Raw genomic sequence first — 19,272 nt, 5'->3', positions numbered from 1 at the left:
GCGACACGCTTGTGGCGATCCCCCTCCACCACGCCCTGCGGGCGTGGTCCCCCTCCCCGCGAGCGGGGAGGATCTGCGACAGCACCCTCACAGCCCCCGCGCCTTAAGCTTCGCATCCAGCCGCGGAAACACGCGCCGCGCGTTACCCTCGTAGATCGCGTGCCGCTGCTCTTCGCTGATCGGCAGCGCATCGACATAGCGTTTCGTGTCGTCGAAATACTGGCCCGTCGTCGGATCGATCCCCCGAACCGCGCCGACCATCTCGCTGCCGAACAGGATGTTCTTGGTCTCGATCACCTCCGCCAGCAGGTTCACGCCCGGCTGGTGATAGACGCAGGTGTCGAAGAACACGTTGTTCATCACATGCCCGTCCAGCGCCGGCTTCTTCAGCATGTCCGCCAGCCCGCGATACCGCCCCCAATGATAGGGCACCGCGCCGCCGCCATGCGGGATGATGAAGCGCAGGCTCGGGAAATCCCTGAACAGGTCGCCCTCGATCAGCTGCATGAAGGCGATCGTGTCGGCGGCGATATAATAGGCGCCGGTCGCGTGCATCGCCGGATTGCAGCTGCCCGACACATGGATCATCGCCGGCACGTCCAGCTCGACCATCGCCTCGTAAAAGGGATACCAGTAGCGATCGGTCAGCGGCGGATGCTCGAACTTCCCGCCGCCCGGATCGGGATTGAGGTTGCACCCGACAAAGCCCAGCTCCTCGACGCAGCGGCGCAGCTCGGCGAGCGATCCGGCCATGTCCGCCTTCGGGCTCTGCGGCAACATGCACACGCCGACGAACGTCTCGGGATAGAGCGCGACGCAGCGCGCGATCAGGTCGTTGTTCGCCTGCGCCCAGGCGATCGCCACGCCCTCGTCCCCGACATGCGGCGCCATCGCGGAGGCGCGGGGCGAGAAGATCGTCATGTCCGCACCACGCTCGCGCAGCAGCCGCAGCTGGTTCGCCTCCAGCGTCTCGCGGATATCGTCGTCGGAGATGGCGGGATAGGCGGGCGCGGGCTGGCCGGCCTTGAAGGCGGCCTTCTGCGCCTCCCGCCAGTCGTTATGCGCGGCCGGCGCGGTGGTGTAGTGGCCGTGACAGTCGATGATTAGCGTCATGCGCGCAGCGCCTCCAGCTTGGCGTCCAGTCCATCCGGCACCGCGATCCCCCGCCCGCCGATCGCGCGCTGGCGGGCGGCGGTGGCGCGGCTCATCGCGCTGCCGGTGCCGAGCGCGTCGAGCGCGCGGACCACCTCGTCCATCTCCGCCGCGCGGCGGGCGCCGTGGACGATCATGCGATCCAGATTATAGTCGAAGCGCGCGGCCCAATCGGCGCCCGGCCAGCTCGCATCGAGCGAGGCGATCACCGCCGCGCGCACGCCCGCAGCCTCCGCCGCCAGCACGCATTCGGCCGACAGCGCCTCGATTCCCTTGATCATGACAGAGCGGATCATCTTGATCGCCGATGCGGTGCCGACACCGTCCCCGGCGACAGACACGTTCGAGAAGCCGAGTCCGCGCAGCAACGCCGCACCTGCCTCGGCATAGGGACCGGCGAGCAGCAGCGGCACGGAAGTACGCTTCGGATGCACCGGCGCCATCACCGCCACATCCACATAGCGCCCGCCCCTGCCCTCGATGGCGATGGCTGCCGCCCGCTTCGTCTCCGGCGCGACGCTGTTCATGTCGAACCATAAGCAGTCCGCCTCGACCGGCGCCGCCTCGGCCGCGGCAAGCGCCTGATCGGCCGTCACGAGCGACAGGGCGGCACCGGCTCCCGTCAGGGCCGCAGCGGACGTTTCACATCCCTCCACCCCGAACCGCACAAATTCTGCCAGCTTGGCCGCGCGCATTCCGTCCAGATCAGTCTTGCGGTCGAAGGCGGCGAGCGACGCGGCAAGGCCGGGCGCAAAAGCCTGCGCCGCCTCGCCGAAACCGATCAGGGCCAACCTCTCCGTCATTGCCCGCCACTATCGCGGGCCGCCCTCACCCTCTGCCAATCGGAATGGCCGTGACGCGATAGGTTTTTACGAAGTTCGGACGGTGTCCCGCAGCGCCGCGATCAGGCGCGCCTGCAAGTGGGTCGGTCGCCAGCCCCGGCGGGTGGTGATGCCGATCGCCCGTTCCAGGGCGGCGCCGGCGATCGGGATGACCGTGAGCAGCCCCGCATCCACCTCCATCGCGACCTGATCGGGCGACAGCAGCGTCAGACAATCGCTGTCGAGCAACAGCCCGCGGACCGTCATCACCGATCCGCACTCCACCGGTGCCTGCGGCAATCCACCCGCGAACAGCGTTTCCCAATGCGTGCGGAGCGGCGTCCCCTCCCGCCCGATGATCCAGGGATAGCCGGCCAGCGCCCCCAGCGTCGCTGCCTCCCCCGCCGCCGGATGCCCCGCCCGCGCGACCACGGCCAGCCGGTCGGTGAACAGCGGCTCCTGATCCAGATCGGGCAGCGACGCCGCCTCGCGCAAAGCGCCGATCATCAGGTCGATCTGCCCGTCGCGCAGCGGCTCGACCAGTTCGCGCCACGACCCCTCCACCACGTCGAAGGTTGCGCCGGGCGCGGAGCGCATCAGCGCGGCCATCGCCGCCGGCAGCAACCTGGCCCGGCACAGCGGCATCGCCCCGATCGTCAGCCGCCCGCGCTCGCCTGCATCCGGCCGGATATCGGCCATCGCCGCCGCGATCTCCGCCCCGGCCAGCCGCGCGCTGCGCGCCAGCTGCCGCCCCGCCGCGGTCAGCACGATGCCGCGCCCCCGCCGCTCGGCCAGCGCCACGCCGCCGATCTGCTCCAGATCGCGCACCGCCCGGTGGATCGCGGGTTGCGAGCCGTCCGTCGCCCGCGCCGCCTCGGCAAAGCTCCCCGCATCCGCGAGCGCCAGGAACGCCCGCAACTGGGTGGAGGTCATCAGCCGGTCAGGTCGCGCAAAGCCGCGCCCGCCCCGTGCCGCACCGCGGCCGAAGGCGGAGAGATGCGCGAGCGCCACGCCGATGCGCGCGGCAAAGCCCGTGCCCTCCCCGGTCGGAACCATCCCGCCCGACCCTCGGACGAAGAGCGGCGCGCCCAGTTGCGCCTCCAGCTTCGCCAGCCCCTGGGTCAGTGCCGGCTGCGACAGCCCCGCCGCCTCCGCCGCGCGGCTCATGCTGGCGTGACGCACGATCAGCGGCAGCGCGCGCAGGTGGCGAAGGTTGAGGGCAAACGGATCCATCGCGATCATCTATCGCATTATCCTATGCCTGGCGCCAGATTCGGATTGGGCAGCGCCCGATCGGCGCGCGAACGGTTTCGCGTCTTATGAAGGAGAAGGACATGGCCGGTCGGGTGGTCACCAGCGTCGCACGGGCGGACAGTGCCGTGATCGACGGCCTCGCCGCGCTCGGGGTCGCGACCGTGCACGAGGCGCAGGGTCGGATCGGCCTGCTCGGCAGCCGCCTGCGGCCGATCTATCCGGGCGCGCGCGTTGCCGGCAGCGCCGTCACCATCTCCGCGCCGCCCGGCGACAACTGGATGGTCCATGTCGCGATCGAGCAATTGCAGGCCGGCGACATCCTCGTCCTGGCCCCGACCTCTCCCTGCGAGGACGGCTATTTCGGCGACCTTCTGGCGACCTCGGCGCAGGCGCGCGGCTGCCGCGGACTGGTGATCGACGCCGGGGTGCGCGACGTGCGCGACCTGACGGAGATGAACTTCCCCGTCTGGTCGCGCGCCGTCTTCGCGCAGGGCACGATCAAGGCGACGCTCGGCAGCGTCAACGTGCCCATCGTCTGCGCAGGCGCGGCGGTGCAGGCCGGCGACGTGATCGTCGCCGACGATGACGGCGTCTGCGTCGTCCGCCGCGCAGACGCGGAACGCGTGCTCGAAGCCGGCCGCCAGCGCGAGGCCAACGAGATCGCCAAGCGCGAACGGCTCGCCGCCGGCGAGCTCGGGCTCGACATCTACGACATGCGCGGCAAGCTCGCGGCGATGGGGCTGCGCTATGAGTGAGGGCCTCCGCGTGATGTGGATGCGCGGCGGAACGTCGAAGGGGGGCTACTTCCTCCGCGACGACCTGCCCTCCGATCCCGCGGAGCGCGATGCGTTCCTGCTCCGCGCGATGGGCTCGCCCGATCCGCGGCAGATCGACGGGATGGGCGGGGCCGATCCCCTGACCAGCAAGGTGGCGGTGGTCGCCCGCTCCGAGCGGGCCGGGATCGATGTCGACTATCTCTTCCTCCAGGTCTTCGTCGACCAGGCGATCGTCACCGACGCGCAGAATTGCGGCAACATCCTCGCCGGCATCGGTCCCTTCGCGATCGAGCGTGGGCTGGTGGCGGCGCAGGACGGCGAGACGCGCGTCGCCATCTTCATGGAGAATACCGGCCAGGTTGCGGTCGCCACCGTCGCGACGCCCGGCGGCCGCGTCACCTATGCGGGCGACGCCCGGATCGACGGCGTACCCGGAACCGCCGCGCCGGTCCCGCTCGAGTTCCGCGACACCGCCGGCTCCTCCTGCGGCGCGCTGCTGCCGACCGGCCATGTCGTCGACACGATCGACGGCGTCGCCTGCACCCTGATCGACAACGGGATGCCCTGCATCGTCCTGCGCGCCGAGGATGTCGGCGCGACCGGCTATGAGGATCGCGAGACGCTCGATGCCGCCGAGGCGGTGAAGGCGAAGATCGAAGCGATCCGGCTGAAAGCCGGACCGCTGATGAACCTCGGCGATGTCGCCGATAAATCGGTGCCGAAGATGATGCTGGTCGCCCCGCCCCGTAACGGCGGGGCGGTGACCGTCCGCAGCTTCATCCCGCGCCGCGCCCATGCCTCGATCGGCGTGCTCGGCGCAGTCAGCGTCGCGACCGCATGCCTGCTGGAGGGATCGCCGGCCGCCTCGGTCGCGACCGTGCCCGATGGAGCGACACGCACCCTGTCGATCGAGCACCCAACCGGCGAGATGAGCTGCGTCCTTACCGTCGACGACGCCGGGCAGGTCGCATCGGCAGCGCTGCTGCGCACCGCGCGCAAGCTGATGGACGGTGTGATCTTCGCCTAGGCCGGGCGCGCGGGCAGCTGCAATTCGGCGAGGAGCCCGCCCATGTCGCCGGTGCCGAGCGACAGCGTGCCGCCATAGAGCTCCGCGAGCTCGCGGACGATCGAGAGGCCGAAGCCATGCCCCTCGACCCGCTCGTCGAGACGTTGCCCGGGTTCGAGCGCGACCGTGCGCCTCTCGGCCGGGATGCCGGGTCCGTCGTCGCAGACGACGATCCGCACCGTTCGCGCGTCACCCGCGTCCCGCTCCGCCGTCACCGCCACCCGCTGCCGCGCGAATTTGGCGGCATTGTCGAGCAGGTTGCCGATCATCTCGTCGAGGTCGTGCGCGTCTACCGCGACGGCGATACCCGGCTCGATGCGGGTCGCGATCGCGATGCCGCGGCCGCCATGGAGCCGGGCCACGGTCGCGACGAGATCGTCGACCGCCGGCGCCAGCGCGGTCGACGCGCGCTGATCGGCCGCCTGCACCCGCGCCCGGGCGAGATGATGCCGGATCGTCGCGTCGATCCGCGCGACCTGCGCGGCCAGATCCGGATCGCGGCGCAGCGCGATGGCGAGCGCCGCGACGGGGGTCTTCAGCGCATGCGCCAGGTTCGCCGCGGACTGGCGCGCGCCGGCCAGCGCCGCCGCATTGGCTTCGGTCAGCGCGTTGAGCTCCTCCGCCAGTCCGCGCAATTCGCTCGGAACATCCTCGTCGACCCGCGACCGCTGCCCGGCGCGGATCGCCGCGACCTCGTCCCGCAACCGCCGCAGCGGCGCGAGTCCCAGCCGCAGCTGCGCCCAGGACGCAGTGACCAGCACCAGCGCCAGCGCGGCCAGCGCCGCCAGCAGGGGTGCGACCGCTCCCCGGATCGGCCGGGCGATCACGTCGCGCGGCGCGGCGGCCGTCAGCCGCACGGTACCGCCGCCGGTCTGCAACACCAGCTCGCGCGCATGCACGGCGACGCCGTTTTCCGCCGCGCCGTCGCGGGGCCGCGGGCGGCCCTGGTCGGGCCCGGGCGGCCCGGGCGGTCCGTCCGCCAGGACCGGGAAGTCCGCAGAACCGATCGTGCCGTCCGGGCCGGCGATCCGCCAGCGCCACCCCGGCCCCTCGGCCAGGGCACCCTGCCGCTCGGCCAGCCACCGCCGGTCGACATGGCCGGCCGCGTCGACGCTGCCGGACAGGATCGCGATCTGCGAGTCGAGCCGCCGGTCGAGCCCCTCGATCACAAACCGTTCGAGCACGCCCGACATCGTCCATCCCGCAAGGCCCAGCGCGATCAGGGTCGCCGCCGCCGACAGCGCCAGCATCCGCCCGTAGAGCGAGGCGAACCAGCGTCGGATCACCGCGGCTCCGCCAGCCGATAGCCGCGCCCGCGCACCGTTTCGATCAGGGTCGCGCCGATCTTGCGGCGCAATCGTCCGACGATCACTTCCAGGCTGTTCGAGTCGACATCGGCATCCCCCTCATAGACGCGCTCGAGCAGATCGAGCCGTTCGATCACCGCATTCTTGCGCAGCATCAGCTGAGACAAGACGCGCCATTCGAACGCGGTCAGCTTCAGCGGCAGGCCTTCCAGCTCGAACTGGCCGGTCTGGGTATCGAAGGCGAGCGGCCCGCAGGTCAGACGCGGCTGGGCATGGCCGGCCGCGCGGCGTACCATCGCGCGCAGCCGCATCACCAGCTCCTCGACGCGGAACGGCTTCATCAGGAAATCGTCGGCACCCGCCTTGAACGCGCTGACCTTGTCCGACCAGCCGTCCCGCGCGGTCAGGACCAAAACCGGCAGCCGCCGGTCCGCCGCCCGCCATGCGCGCAGCACCGACACGCCATCCTTTCCGGGCAGTCCGAGATCGAGCACTGCGGCATCGAACGCCTCGGTCTCCCCGAGATGGCCGCCATCGATGCCATTGTCGGCCAGGTCGACCGCGAAATGCTCGTCGCGCAGCGCCCGCGCGATGGCAGGGCCCAGGTCGCGATCGTCTTCCACCAGCAGGATCCGCATCGTCGCCCCCTAGGTCGCCCGCTTAAACCGAAACTGAACGATCCGGTTCAGCGGGGATGGTCCCTGCCCCGACTATTGCATCGTCACCCTGTTGAAAGGAGACGATGATGAATATTCCCCTCACCGATCGGATCGGCCGGCGCCAGCGCGTCGCCATCGCCGCTGCCGCGCTGCTCGGCATCGGCGCGGCCGGCGGTGCCGGCGCCGTGTCGCTGACCCGGCCGAGCATCGAGATGGCCCCGACGATCGCGACTCCAGTCGCCAAGCTGGCCGGCAGCAGCGGCATCGTGACCGTTCGCGGCCGCGTGGCCGAAAGCTATGGAGACCGGTTCGTGGTGCAGGATGCCACCGGCCGCACGCTGGTCGCCGCCCCGCGCACCGATGCGTCCAGCTTCACCCGCGGCCAGCCGGTGCTGGTCCAGGGCCGCTTCGACGACGGGCAGCTGCGGGCCCGCTTCCTGGTCGACGGCAGCGGCACGGTGCGCGAGGTCGCCCCCCCGCCGCCGCCCCATGGTCCCGGAGCGCCCCCGCCGCCCCCGCCGGGCGCAGGGGCACCGCCGCCGCCCCCGGGTGCTGGCGCGCCGCCCCCGCATCCGCCGGGAGCCGGCGCACCGCCGCCGCCGCCGGGCGCCGGGGCGCCTCCCCCGCCCCCGGGCGCCGGAGCGCCGCCGCCACCCGCAGCCGCTGCACCGGGCGCGGTTCCTCCGCCCCCGCCGGCCGCACCGGCGCAGCAGCGCTAAGATCGCGGGGGGCGGCCGGTGCCGCCCCCCTTCCAGCCCTCAGGCGGCTTCGAGGAACGGGATCAGTCGGGCGAGCAGCGCATCGGGCGCCTCGCGCTGCGGGAAATGCCCGACTCCCGGCAGCGTCACATATTCGAAAGGTCCGCTGAACTTCTCGGGCACGCCGCGGGTGGTTTCCGGCGGATTGACGCCATCCTCCGCACCCTGGACGTACATGGCCGGCAGCGACAGCGTCCGGGTCGTCCGCACCTCGGTCTCCAGCCACACGCTGCGGGCGTCGGGCGCGGCGACGTTCCAGCGCGAGCGATAGCTGTGCAGCGTCACCGCCAGCCAGTCCGGATTGTCCCAGGCTTCGGCGACCCGCTCGAACGTCGCGTCCTCGAACCAGCCGGGCGGGGACCAGTTGGTCCAGTGCAGGTGCGCAAAGCCGCGCCTGTCCTCACCCACCGCCTGCGCCCCCCGCTCGGTCGCCATGAACCAGTGGTACCATTCGCGCTGCGCATGTTCGAAACTCGGCGTCGGCAGCCCGCCGAGGCGCGGCGGCGACGACAGCATGGCCAGCCGCGTCACCCGCTCCGGCCAGCCGACCGCCAGCGCCTCGGCGATATTGGCGCCCCAGTCATGGCCGACCACGGCAAAGCGGTCGATCCCGAGCGCGTCGACCAGGCCGATCGCGTCCATCGCCAGCATCGCGCTGTTGGCGGTGCGGGGCGCGCCGCCATCGGTGAAGCGGGTCTCTCCGAAGCCCCGCAGCGCCGGGGTCAGGGTACGCCAGCCCCCCGCATTCAACGCGGCGGCAACCGCGTCCCAGGTCGATGCGTCGTCCGGCCAGCCATGCAGCAACAGCACGGTCTCGCCACTATCCGGACCCGCCAGCGTATAGGCGATGTCCAATTCGCCCACCTTCACACGTTCCACTCTCGACAATATTCCGGCCTTTTCCGCCAAAGCTTCTGCCCCTCCCTGTCGAATGGCGGCATAACAGGTTCTTTTTGGCCCGTCTTTCCTCGACTGTCGTTCTGTGTCCATTCCGGTCTGAACCCGCTATGAAGCCGTCGGCCTGTCATCGACGACCTGATGGCGGACAGGAGACACTGCGTGACCCCGGACTTCTATTCACGCCTGCCCAAGGCCGAATTGCACCTCCATATCGAAGGATCGCTGGAGCCGGAGCTGATGTTCGCCCTGTCGAGGCGCAACCGGATCGCGATCCCGTTCGCCTCCGTCGACGACATTCGCGCGGCCTATCGCTTCACCGACCTGCAGAGCTTCCTCGACATCTATTACGCCGGCGCGGCCGTGCTGCAGACCGAGGAAGATTTCCACGATCTGGCAGCCGCCTATTTCGATCGTGCCGCCGCCGACGGGGTCGTGCACGCCGAAATCTTTTTCGACCCGCAGACCCACACCCATCGCGGCATCCCGATGGGGGTCGTGCTCGACGGGCTGTTCGCCGCGATCGAGGGCGCGCGCAGCCGCCACGGCATGACGGTGGAATTGATCCTCAGCTACCTGCGCCACCTCGACGAGGAGGATGCCTTCGCTACGCTGCGGGCCGCAGAGCCATGGCTCGACCGGATCGTCGGCGTCGGCCTCGATTCGTCGGAACGCGGCAATCCCCCTGCCAAGTTCGCACGCGTCTTCGCCGCCAGTCGCGAGCGGGGACTGAAACTCTGCTGCCATGCCGGCGAGGAAGGGCCGCCCGCCTATATCCGGGAAGCGCTCGATCTGCTGGCGGTCGACCGGATCGATCACGGCAATCGCGCGCTCGAAGACCCGGCGCTCGTCGCGCGTCTCGCCCGCACGGCGATGACCCTGACCGTCTGCCCCCTATCCAACGTCGCGCTCCGCAATGTCGACCGGATCGAGGACCATCCGATCGACCGGATGCTCGATCTCGGCCTGCGCGCGACGGTCCATTCGGACGACCCGGCCTATTTCGGCGGCTATATCGCGGAAAACTATCGCGCGGTGGCAGAGGCGCGACGCCTGTCGCGCGATGCCGTCGTCACGCTCGCGCGCAACAGCTTTCTGGGCGCCTTTCTCGACGATGCCGCCCTGGCCGATCATCTCGCGCGCCTCGACCGCTTCGTCGCGGCAGACGTGGCAGCGACCTAGGCGCCGGACGCCTGCCCGGTATCGCGCTCGCGGGGGACGGGCAGGCGCAGCACGAGCCGGTCGGGCTCGATCGCCAGCGACCCGCCCAGCTCGACCGCGATGTTGCGCACGAGCCGCAAGGTGAAGCCGGCGCCGAGCAGCGGCCCGCCCTCCTCGGGTTCGGCCATGTCGTCGAGGCTGAACAGCCCGTCGCCGGCAAGGTCGGCCAGCCGCCGCGGGCGGTCGAAGGACACGACGGCGTGATCCCCGGCGGGGTGCACGCTGATCCCGATCCGCTCGCCCGCGCTCGCCGCCGAGACGAGCGTCGACAGCAGCCGCGCCATCAGTCGCTCCGCGGCGCGATCGTCGACTGAGACGACCGCCTCTTCGCCCGACAGGGCCAGGGTGGCGCCGCGCTGCCGGGTGAGCGGGCCCAGGTCGGTCGCCAGCCGAGCCACCAATTCGCCCAGCCGCACGGCACCCGGCCGCAGGTCGAGCGCGCGCCCCTCGATCCGCGCCGCCGTGTCGAGGTCGTCGATCGCCGACAACAGGCCCGACGCCTGCGAGCGGATGGTCCGGGCACGGCGGCGATAGACGTCGGCGACGGGACCGAGCAGCTCGGTCTCGATCAGTTCGGCGAAGCCTGCGACGGCATTGGCGGGCGTACGCAGCTCGTGGACGAGCTGGCGAAGCCCTTCCGACGTGACGCGGCGGTCGGCCGAGGGGACCGCGGTCTCGTGGCGCATCGGGCGCCGGCCGGCACCGTGGAACCCGGTGAAGCGGCCGCTCTCGCGATCGAAGAGCGGCGTGCCCGCGATCCGCCACGATCCCGCGACCTCCGACAGGCCGGCCACTTCGAGGCGCAGATCGCTGAACGGCGCCCGGCGACGGAAGGCCGCCGCCGCGCCCGCGTCGATGCGGATCAGGCCATGCCCGCCGGCCCGCGCGATCGATACGCCGACCAGTGCGGCGCGGCCGACCCCTTCCACCCAGCGGATGGTGCCGGTAGCATCGGTCTCGAAGCGGAAGCTGGTGCTGGGTCCGGCCGGCTCGGGCACAGGCGCCGAGTCCCGATCCCGCTGGAACGCGTCGATCCGGGCGACGATATCAGCGATCTCGAACCGGGCCGCGTCCCCCGCAATTGGCGATACGTCGTCCGGCAGCGACCCGGCGCTTGCAGCTTCGATCTCGGCCGGCTCGTCCTCGACCTGACGCATGGCCTCCGCCACCACCGGCAGCCCACGGGTGATATCGGCCAGCGACACGAACGGGGTGGGCGAAAGCGGCGCGTCCGGCGCGAGCGGTACCGGCGCATCCCCTCCGGCCGGCTCGTCCGGAGCGATGACCTCGTCGGCCTCTACCGTCTCGATCGTCGCGATGATCTCGACCGTCGCCGCAGCCGCTTGAGCACCCGCTACCGGGCTGCCGAGCGCGAAATCCGAAACGCCGAAGCTCTCCAGCCCGCGCACCACCGCCGCGGGCAGATCGCGACGCTGCCGCAGCACGGCGCGGCCCGCCGGAGTCAGCGTGCCGAGCAGCGCCAGCCAGTCCGCCTCGTCGAGCTGCGCGGTGCGCAACACGGGAGCCGCGACGGCAAGCTCGTCTTCCGCGAAGAAGCCGACGAGTGCGGCGGGTGGCTTTGCGAAGGCTAGCGCACGCGCACTGGCCGCGCGCACCGGCTGGGGTACGCGCCCGCGCAGCGCCGTCAGCCGCGCCATCGCCTCGCGTTCCGCGCCCTCGTCGGCGATGCGTCCCCGCCCCAGCAGGTCGACGATCTGCCGCCATGCCGACTGGGCTCCGAAACCGGAGCCCTGGTCGGCCGACAGGACCGTCCTGAGGCTGTCATCGAAACGCACGCTTGGCCTTCCCCCTACACGCCGACGTGCATAGCGAAAATTCGTGAGCCTAGAACCCGCGCCCGCATCATTGGTGCCGACCTATTTTGGGATGTCGCGTAGTGGGACAATTGCGTTATCGCGTAATTTTCTTATGTAAGATGCGCGACATTCGAAATTTCACTCGTAAAGGGGGCGTTCCTACAATGGCGATCGACCGGATCGACCGGCAAATCCTCTCGCTGCTCCAGGACAACGGCCGGATGACCAATGTCGACCTGGCGGAGCGCGTCGGATTGACGGCGCCGCCCTGCCTGCGCCGCGTGCGGGCGCTGGAGGATGCCGGCGCCATCCGTGGCTATCATGCCGACCTCGATGCCGCGCGTCTCGGCTATCCGATCACCGTCTTCGCGATGGTCTCGCTGCGCAGCCAGGCCGAGCGGGATCTCTCCGCCTTCGAGGACCATGTCGCGGCCATACCCGAGGTCCGCGAGTGCCACATGCTGAACGGCGAGATCGACTTCATCCTGAAGATCGTCGCGACCGATCTGAAAAGCTTCCAGGAGATCCTGACCACGCATCTTACGCCTGCGCCTAATGTCGCGAGCGTTAAGACATCGCTGACGATCCGCACCGCCAAGTCGCGATCCGGGATCCCGATCCCGGCCGACGGCTCGCCGGCCGGGATCGGTCACTAGAACGCCTGAGCTCCTAAAGGGGAGGACGGCGAGGGCCGCCCTCCCCTCGCTATCGTCAGGCGGTCGGCGCGGGCGCGTCCAGATATGTCGTCCACAGCGCGGCGATGTTGCTGCGCGGCGCGGCCTTCACCGCACCGAACGCCGCCTTGGCGCCCGCCTTGTCACCCGACCGAGCGAGCGCGATGCCCAGATGGGTGTTGACCTCGTCGGCATCCACACCGCCCTTCTGGAGCGCCGTGCGATAGAGCGCAGCCGCCTTGGCATAGTCGCCGGTGCCCAGATAGGCGTCGCCGGTGCCGGCGGCGAGCTTGCCGTTCGCCGCGGCATTCGCCTTCGCCTCGAGCGGCGCCAGCGAGCCCTCGACCTTCAGCGCGTTGGTCGCATCGGTCAGGATCTGCTTGGCGAGCGCGTTGGAGGCCGGGATCTTGCCGGCCGCCTGGCCTTCCTTGATCACCGCCTGCGCCTCCGCGGGCAGGCCACGGCGCTGCACGTCGTCGGCATATTCCAGATAGTCGTTCTGGTCGGCCAGGGCGTTGGTCGCGCGCAGCAGGCGGAACAGGTCGATCTTCTGCGCCTCGGTCAGCTTCTCGACCGAGTTGCCGGCCAGCCCATAGGTCACGACCGCGTCGCGCCAGTTCTTCCGCGTCGGATAGGTCGCGATGTAGCGCTGGATCCAGGTCATGGTCTGCGGCCCCAGCTTCGCCTGGTTGGCGCGCGAGATGCCGTAGCGGAACACGTCCTCGTCGGGCTTCTGGCCAGCGGCGATCTGCGCCTGCACCGTGGTGTCGAGCTCGGTCAGGCCGCCGGCGACGTCGCCGCTGCTGACCTTGGCCTGGGCGAGCTGGAGCGACAGGTTGGGATCGGTCTCGCCCAGCTGCTTGGCCTGGGTGAAGTACTGGATCGCGACCGGGAACTGCTTGCCGTTATAAGCGAGGATGCCGCGCTGATAGGCGAACTTCGCCTTCGCATCCTGCTTGGTGACCGGGCTGGCGATCAGCGCGTCGAGCGGCTTGGCGAGCGCGGTCTCGTCGACCGGCGCGTTGGGGTTGGCGGCCCGCGCGTTCTGGATCTTCAGCTGCTCCAGATTGTACCGGAGCGACGCGGCGAAGTAGCGATCGTCGTCGGTCTTGGCGAGGCCGTCCATCTGGTCGAGTGCCGGGGCGGCCGTCGCCAGGTCCTTGGCGTTCAGCGCGGTCTGCGCGGTCTGCGCGACCTTGAGGAAGTCCGGGCTCAGCTTCGGACCGGCGGGCGCCTCGTCCTTTTTCTTCGCCGCGACAGCCGGCGCCGTCAGCGCCAGACCGCTGACCCCGGTCGAAAGGGCGATCGCCAGCGCGATCTTCGTAAGCGATGTCATGAGGAAGGTCTCTCCAATGGGTGACGGGGGACGTCCCGGTCGCTCTACCGGGGGGTTAACGCAGCTTCAAGCGAGCGCATCCATCTTGGTTCCGTGACTTTGTCGGGCTGAACGCGGATTGAATGCGACACCCCGCGGGGCTACCCGCCGCCGCATGATCGCCGTGCTGTCGCCCGCCAAGACGCTCGATTACGAGAGCGACCTTCCCCGTATCGCCGCGACCCGGCCGCGCCTTGGAGACGAAGCTGCAACCCTGGCCCGGGCGGCGGCCCGTCTGCCGCAGAAGCGGCTTTCGGCCTTGATGAAGATCTCGCCCGCGCTCGCCAAGCTCAATGCCGACCGGTTTCGCGACTTCGCCGACGCGCCCGAGCGGCCGGCGATGTTCGCCTTCGCCGGCGACGTCTATACGGGGCTCGAGGCCAAAAGCCTCGACGAGCCGGCGCTGCCCTTCGCCCAGGATCATCTGCGGCTGCTGTCGGGACTGTACGGCCTGCTGCGCCCGCTCGATGCGATCCGCCCCTATCGGCTGGAGATGGGCACGCGCTGGGCGCCGCGGCGCGACCGGCTGACCGACTGGTGGGGCGATCGCATCGCGGACCTGCTGGCGCGCGACGTCGAGGCGGAGGGATCGGCGACGATCCTCAACCTCGCCAGCCAGGAATATTGGGCGGCGGTGGAGGGCCGGCTGCCGGCCGGCATACGGGTGATCGCCGTCGATTTCCGCGACGGCGACCGGTTCATCAGCTTCCACGCGAAAAAGGCGCGCGGGATGATGGCGCGCTGGATGATCGAACATCGCATCACCGAGATCGATGCGATGCGGGGGTTCGACAGCGACGGCTACCGCTTCGTGCCCGCCGAGAGCGACGACAACCGCTGGCGGTTCGCGCGATGAGCGGCACCCGCTCCGCCGTCGTCATCGGCGCCTCGGGCGGGATCGGCGCGGCGATGGTCCGCGCTTTGGCCGAGGAAGGAGTCCCCGTCCGCGGGCTCGCCCGCAGCTTTGCCGGCCGCGACCATATCGACCTCACCGACGAGGAGACGATCGCGGCGGCCGCCCGGTCGCTGACGACGCCGCCCGACCTGGTCTTCGTGGCGACGGGCCTGCTGCACGAGGGCGCGCAGGGACCCGAAAAGAGCCTGTCGGCGCTCGATCCCGCATGGCTGGCACGCCAATATGCCGTCAATGCGATCGGCCCGGCGCTGGTCGCCAAGCACGTCCTGCCCCGCATGCCGAAGACCGGCCGCTGCGTGCTCGCCTTCCTCTCCGCGCGCGTCGGCAGCATCTCCGACAACCGGCTCGGCGGCTGGTACGGCTATCGCGCGTCCAAGGCCGCGCTCAACCAGCTGATCCGCACCGTGGCGGTCGAGGAGAGGCGCCGCAACGACCGGACGATCGTGGTCGGCCTCCATCCCGGCACCGTCGATACCCCCCTTTCCCAGCCCTTCCAGGCCAATGTCCGCCCCGACCAGCTGTTCGCGGCCGATCGCGCGGCGGTGCAGCTGCTGGACGTTCTCGACGGGCTCAAGGCGCCCGACAGCGGCCGCCTGTTCGCCTGGGACGGTGCGGAAATTTCGCCCTGATGACCGATCGTTAATCCGGTCGCCACCGCGTCGACAGGCCTGTCGGGGCATATCCTTCCTCACCGTCGCCGCATCACTGACTCCCGGATGCGGCGGGCAAGATCATAAGGAGGATTGCCCGATGACCCGTTCGCTTCCCTTCCTGGCGCTCACCGCCGGTGCGCTTCTGTCCGGTACCGCCGCGATCGCCGCGGGCCAGACCAAGCCGGCCACCACGACAGCTGTGCACACCGTCACCACCACCCATGCGGTCAAGGCCCCCGCGACGCGCACCCATGTCGCGACCGCCCGCACCGTCACTACCAAGACCAGCACGGGCAAGACCGTGACCTATAACTGCGCCAAGGCCGGCAACGCGACCAAGAAGGCGTGCAAATAAGCCCTCCGGGTGGCGACCGCGAATGTTTCACGTGGAACATTAGTGGAACACGGTGATCCTCCCCGCCAGGGGGAGGTGGCCGGCCTTAGCCGGACGGAGGGGGAGGATACGCTGAGACCTCGATAGGCCTCCGCCACCCTCCTCCTTCGTCAGCCTGCGGTTGCCACCCCCCGGGCGGGGGAGGATGAGGGCTGGAAGCTCACCAATGTTCCACGTGGAACATTTCACGAACGACAATGCCCCTCGCGCGTGCGAGCGCGGGCGCGGGCGCGCGGGGGTGGTCAGGCGCATCGTGGCGGGCTAGGGAGGGTGGTTTCCACCTGATCCAACCCGAAAGACGAGACAGCCTTGGCTGACGAGACCATCCTCGCAGAACCTACCCCCCATTCCGAGGGCGCTTCGACCATCTCGATCGTCGACGAGATGAAGTCGAGCTATCTGGACTACGCGATGAGCGTCATCGTCGCGCGCGCGCTGCCCGACGTGCGCGACGGGTTGAAGCCGGTGCACCGGCGCATCCTCTACTCGGCCTATGAAAGCGGCTTCCTGGCGGGCCGTCCCTATCGCAAGTCGGCGCGCATCGTCGGTGACGTGATGGGTAAATACCATCCGCACGGCGACAGCGCGATCTACGACGCCCTGGCCCGCATGGCGCAGGACTGGTCGATGCGCGTGCCGCTGATCGACGGTCAGGGCAATTTCGGCTCGATGGACCCCGATCCGCCCGCCGCGATGCGCTATACCGAGGCGCGGCTGGCGCGCGTCACCAACGCGCTGCTCGACGGGCTCGACAAGGATACGGTCGACTTCCAGCCCAACTACGATGCCTCGGAACGCGAGCCGCAGGTGCTGCCGGCGCAGTTCCCGAACCTGCTCGTCAACGGCGCCGGCGGCATCGCGGTCGGCATGGCGACCAACATCCCGCCGCACAATCTGGGCGAGGTGATCGACGCCTGCTTCGCCTATATGGACGACGGCAGCGTCACGGCCGAGCAGCTGGCCGAGATCGTCCCCGGTCCCGATTTCCCCACCGGCGCGATCATCCTCGGCCGCGCGGGCGCGCGCTCCGCCTACTCGACCGGTCGCGGCTCGATCATCGTGCGCTCGCGCCACACGATCGAGAATCATCGCGGCGACCGCCAGTCGATCGTGCTGACCGAGATCCCCTTCCAGCAGGGCAAGAATGCGCTGGTCGAGAAGATCGCCGAAGCCGCCAAGGACAAGCGGATCGAGGGGATCAGCGACATCCGCGACGAGTCGAACCGCGAGGGCGTTCGCATCGTCATCGACCTGAAACGCGATGCCACCGCCGATGTGGTGCTCAACCAGCTATGGCGGCACACGCCCGCGCAGGGGTCGTTCCCGGCCAATATGCTCGCGATCCGCGGCGGCCGGCCCGAGCTGCTCAATCTACGCGACATCATCCAGGCCTTCGTCCAGTTCCGCGAGCAGGTCATTACCCGCCGCTCGAAGTTCGAGCTGGCCAAGGCGCGCGAGCGGGCGCACCTGTTGCTCGGTCTCGTCATCGCGGTCACCAACCTGGACGAGGTGGTGCGCATCATCCGCGGTTCGGCCAGCCCGGCGGCGGCGCGCATGGCGCTGCTGGCGCGCGAATGGCCGGTGGCGGAGATCGCGCCCTATCTCGCGCTGGTCGAGGCCGTGGAGGACGAGGCGAGCTGCGACACCTATCGCCTGTCCGATGCGCAGGTCCGCGCGATCCTCGACCTGCGCCTCCATCGCCTGACCGCGCTCGGCCGGGACGAGATCGGCGACGAGCTGAAGCAGCTGGCGGACTCGATCGCCGAACTGCTCGCGATCCTCGCCGATCGCGTGAAGCTCTATGCCGTGATGCGCGGCGAGCTGCAGGCGATCCGCGACCAGTTCGCGACGCCGCGCCGCACCCAGATCGAGAATTTCGCCGGCGGTATCGACGACGAGGATCTGATCGAGCGCGAGGACATGGTCGTCACCGTCACGGTCGAGGGCTATATCAAGCGCACCCCGCTCGACGCGTTCCGCGCGCAGAAGCGCGGCGGCAAGGGCCGCGCCGGCATGGCGACCAAGGAGGAGGATGCGGTCACCAGCCTGTTCGTCACCTCGACGCACACGCCGGTGCTGTTCTTCTCCACCGCCGGCAAGGTCTATCGCATGAAGGTGTGGCGCTTGCCCGAGGGCGGGCCGGCGACGCGGGGACGGCCGATGGTCAACCTGCTGCCGCTGGCGCCGGGCGAGACGATCTCCACCGTCCTGCCGCTGCCCGAGGACGAAGGGCGCTGGGGCGACCTCCACGTCATGTTCGCCACCGCGAACGGCACCGTGCGGCGCAACTCCATGGACGCCTTCGCCAACATCCCGTCCAACGGCAAGCTGGCGATGCGCTTCGACGATGAATCGACCGACAAGCTGATCGGCGTCGCGCTGCTGACCGAGGCGGACGACGTTCTGCTCGCCACCCGCGCGGGCAAGGCGATCCGCTTCGCCGCCACCGACGTGCGCGAGTTCCAGAGCCGCACCTCGACGGGCGTGCGCGGCGTCTCGCTGGCGGCGGGCGACGCGGTCATCTCGCTGTCGATCCTGCGCGGCACGCCGTTCGACACCGACCAGCGCGACGCCTATCTGCGCGCCGCGCCGTGGAAGGAAGGCGAGCGGGACACGACGCTCGATGCCGAGACCATGGCGGCGATGGAGGCGGCGGAGGAGTTCATCCTCACCGTCACCGCGAACGGCTATGGCAAGCGCACCTCCGCCTATGAATATCGTCGCACCGGTCGCGGCGGGCAGGGCATCACCAACATCGTCACGTCCGACCGCAACGGCCATGTCGTGGCGAGCTTCCCCGCGCATAATGGCGAGCAGCTGATGCTCGTCACCGATCAGGCCAAGCTGATCCGCACCACGGTAGGCGACATCCGGGTCGCCGGGCGCAACACGCAGGGCATCACGATCTTCCGCGTCGCCGAGAACGAGCATGTCGTGTCCGCGGCCCGGATCGACGAGGAGGAAGAGCCGGAGAACGAGGCCGAGGCGATCGTCGCGGCCGAGCGGGCAGAGGCGCCCGCCGCCGACCCGGACTCAACGCTGACGGTCGACGACGGCACGGGCCCCCAGACGCTCGACGAAAAGGATATCGAGGAATGAGCGCCGACCTGCCCCAGACCGCCTATAAGGTGCTGACCGGCGAGCAGATGGCGGCGCTGGAACGCGACGGCCAGTTCGCCGGCGCACCCGTCGATCTGGCCGATGGCTATATCCATCTCTCCACCGGCGACCAGCTGACCGAGACGGTCGACCGCCATTTCGCCGGGCAGGACGACCTGCATGTCGCCGCGGTGGACCTGACCGCCTATCGCAGCGTAAAATGGGAGGAGAGTCGCGGCGGCCAGCTTTTCCCGCATCTCTACGAACCGCTGCTCCTCGAAGCGGTGATCGCCTATGGCCCGCTTCGACGCGACGAGGACGGCAAGGTCAGGCTGCCGATCACCGGCTGAGGCCTGCCCGCCGGACGGCGGCGAACTCTTCAGCTACCAGACGCAGCGCCGAAACCTCGTTTCGTCACAAAACCGTTACCAAA

The 19,272-nt window shown here is 69.9% G+C and carries 18 protein-coding genes; 10 read left to right on the top strand and 8 right to left on the bottom strand.

All coding sequences use genetic code 11. The features are described from left to right. Nucleotides 1-87: 87 nt before the first annotated feature. The 3 genes from IEX18_RS10640 to IEX18_RS10630 all read right to left on the bottom strand — a co-directional run bounded on the left by IEX18_RS10640 (nt 88) and on the right by IEX18_RS10630 (nt 3,206). Nucleotides 88-1,113, bottom strand: a complete 1,026-nt coding sequence (locus IEX18_RS10640) for an amidohydrolase family protein (protein ID WP_188658752.1) — start codon at nt 1,111-1,113, stop codon at nt 88-90. After that, nucleotides 1,110-1,955, bottom strand: a complete 846-nt coding sequence (locus tag IEX18_RS10635) for a DUF1932 domain-containing protein (RefSeq protein ID WP_188658750.1) — start codon at nt 1,953-1,955, stop codon at nt 1,110-1,112. The genes IEX18_RS10640 and IEX18_RS10635 overlap by 4 nt, the downstream gene beginning before the upstream one ends. 66 nt (nt 1,956-2,021) lie before the next feature. Then, nucleotides 2,022-3,206 carry a LysR family transcriptional regulator gene (locus IEX18_RS10630; RefSeq protein WP_188659393.1) on the bottom strand — a complete coding sequence of 395 codons (1,185 nt, stop codon included), beginning with the start codon at nt 3,204-3,206 and terminating at the stop codon, nt 2,022-2,024. 101 nt (nt 3,207-3,307) lie between these two features. Between IEX18_RS10630 and IEX18_RS10625 the strand changes: the two genes are divergently transcribed. Both IEX18_RS10625 and IEX18_RS10620 read left to right on the top strand, forming a co-directional pair. Further along, entirely contained in the window at nt 3,308-3,982 is a 675-nt protein-coding gene (locus IEX18_RS10625; RefSeq protein ID WP_188658749.1) for a 4-carboxy-4-hydroxy-2-oxoadipate aldolase/oxaloacetate decarboxylase, read from the top strand. Then, entirely contained in the window at nt 3,975-5,030 is a 1,056-nt protein-coding gene (locus tag IEX18_RS10620) for a 4-oxalomesaconate tautomerase (RefSeq protein ID WP_188658747.1), read from the top strand. The genes IEX18_RS10625 and IEX18_RS10620 overlap by 8 nt, the downstream gene beginning before the upstream one ends. Here the strand turns inward: IEX18_RS10620 and IEX18_RS10615 are convergent. Together IEX18_RS10615 and IEX18_RS10610 are read right to left on the bottom strand one after the other, a co-directional pair. Then, nucleotides 5,027-6,355, bottom strand: coding sequence for an ATP-binding protein (locus IEX18_RS10615; protein ID WP_308419340.1), 1,329 nt, complete (start codon nt 6,353-6,355; stop codon nt 5,027-5,029). The genes IEX18_RS10620 and IEX18_RS10615 overlap by 4 nt on opposite strands. Further along, nucleotides 6,352-7,014, bottom strand: coding sequence for a response regulator transcription factor (locus tag IEX18_RS10610; protein WP_188658745.1), 663 nt, complete (start codon nt 7,012-7,014; stop codon nt 6,352-6,354). The genes IEX18_RS10615 and IEX18_RS10610 overlap by 4 nt, the downstream gene beginning before the upstream one ends. Nucleotides 7,015-7,118: 104 nt before the next feature. Here IEX18_RS10610 and IEX18_RS10605 point away from each other — a divergent pair, with 104 nt between their 5' ends. Beyond that, entirely contained in the window at nt 7,119-7,754 is a 636-nt protein-coding gene (locus IEX18_RS10605; protein WP_188658743.1) for a hypothetical protein, read from the top strand. 39 nt (nt 7,755-7,793) lie between these two features. Here IEX18_RS10605 and IEX18_RS10600 read toward each other — a convergent pair whose 3' ends face one another. Continuing rightward, the gene (locus tag IEX18_RS10600) at nt 7,794-8,657 is read right to left on the bottom strand and encodes an alpha/beta fold hydrolase (RefSeq protein WP_229664523.1); all 864 of its coding nucleotides are present in this window, start codon (nt 8,655-8,657) and stop codon (nt 7,794-7,796) included. A 195-nt stretch (nt 8,658-8,852) separates the two neighbouring features. Between IEX18_RS10600 and IEX18_RS10595 the strand changes: the two genes are divergently transcribed. Then, nucleotides 8,853-9,872 carry an adenosine deaminase gene (locus tag IEX18_RS10595; protein ID WP_229664522.1) on the top strand — a complete coding sequence of 340 codons (1,020 nt, stop codon included), beginning with the start codon at nt 8,853-8,855 and terminating at the stop codon, nt 9,870-9,872. Here IEX18_RS10595 and IEX18_RS10590 read toward each other — a convergent pair. Next, on the bottom strand, nt 9,869-11,707 hold the full coding sequence (locus tag IEX18_RS10590) for a sensor histidine kinase (RefSeq protein WP_229664521.1): 1,839 nt from the start codon (nt 11,705-11,707) through the stop codon (nt 9,869-9,871). The genes IEX18_RS10595 and IEX18_RS10590 overlap by 4 nt on opposite strands. Nucleotides 11,708-11,892: 185 nt before the next feature. Between IEX18_RS10590 and IEX18_RS10585 the strand changes: the two genes are divergently transcribed. Then, the gene (locus tag IEX18_RS10585) at nt 11,893-12,384 is read left to right on the top strand and encodes an Lrp/AsnC family transcriptional regulator (protein WP_188658737.1); all 492 of its coding nucleotides are present in this window, start codon (nt 11,893-11,895) and stop codon (nt 12,382-12,384) included. A gap of 55 nt (nt 12,385-12,439) precedes the next feature. Here the strand turns inward: IEX18_RS10585 and IEX18_RS10580 are convergent, their stop codons facing one another. Next, entirely contained in the window at nt 12,440-13,738 is a 1,299-nt protein-coding gene (locus IEX18_RS10580) for a hypothetical protein (RefSeq protein WP_188658734.1), read from the bottom strand. A 154-nt stretch (nt 13,739-13,892) separates the two neighbouring features. On the opposite strand from IEX18_RS10580, the gene yaaA reads away from it, so the two are divergent. From yaaA to IEX18_RS10555, 5 genes are all read left to right on the top strand, one after another. Beyond that, nucleotides 13,893-14,633 (top strand): peroxide stress protein YaaA, encoded by a 741-nt coding sequence (gene yaaA, locus IEX18_RS10575; protein WP_188658732.1) that lies wholly within the window; start codon nt 13,893-13,895, stop codon nt 14,631-14,633. Continuing rightward, nucleotides 14,630-15,322, top strand: coding sequence for an SDR family NAD(P)-dependent oxidoreductase (locus tag IEX18_RS10570; RefSeq protein WP_188658731.1), 693 nt, complete (start codon nt 14,630-14,632; stop codon nt 15,320-15,322). The genes yaaA and IEX18_RS10570 overlap by 4 nt, the downstream gene beginning before the upstream one ends. Nucleotides 15,323-15,443: 121 nt before the next feature. Beyond that, nucleotides 15,444-15,701 carry a hypothetical protein gene (locus IEX18_RS10565; RefSeq protein ID WP_188658730.1) on the top strand — a complete coding sequence of 86 codons (258 nt, stop codon included), beginning with the start codon at nt 15,444-15,446 and terminating at the stop codon, nt 15,699-15,701. 348 nt (nt 15,702-16,049) lie between these two features. Beyond that, nucleotides 16,050-18,839 carry a DNA gyrase subunit A gene (gyrA, locus tag IEX18_RS10560; RefSeq protein WP_188658729.1) on the top strand — a complete coding sequence of 930 codons (2,790 nt, stop codon included), beginning with the start codon at nt 16,050-16,052 and terminating at the stop codon, nt 18,837-18,839. Next, nucleotides 18,836-19,189 (top strand): DUF952 domain-containing protein, encoded by a 354-nt coding sequence (locus IEX18_RS10555; protein WP_188658728.1) that lies wholly within the window; start codon nt 18,836-18,838, stop codon nt 19,187-19,189. Before gyrA ends, IEX18_RS10555 begins: the two co-directional genes overlap by 4 nt. Nucleotides 19,190-19,272 lie beyond the last annotated feature (83 nt).

It is taken from the genome of Sphingomonas metalli (genome assembly GCF_014641735.1).
Lineage (GTDB): Bacteria > Pseudomonadota > Alphaproteobacteria > Sphingomonadales > Sphingomonadaceae > Sphingomonas > Sphingomonas metalli.
This window is presented reverse-complemented; position numbering and strand designations above follow the sequence as displayed.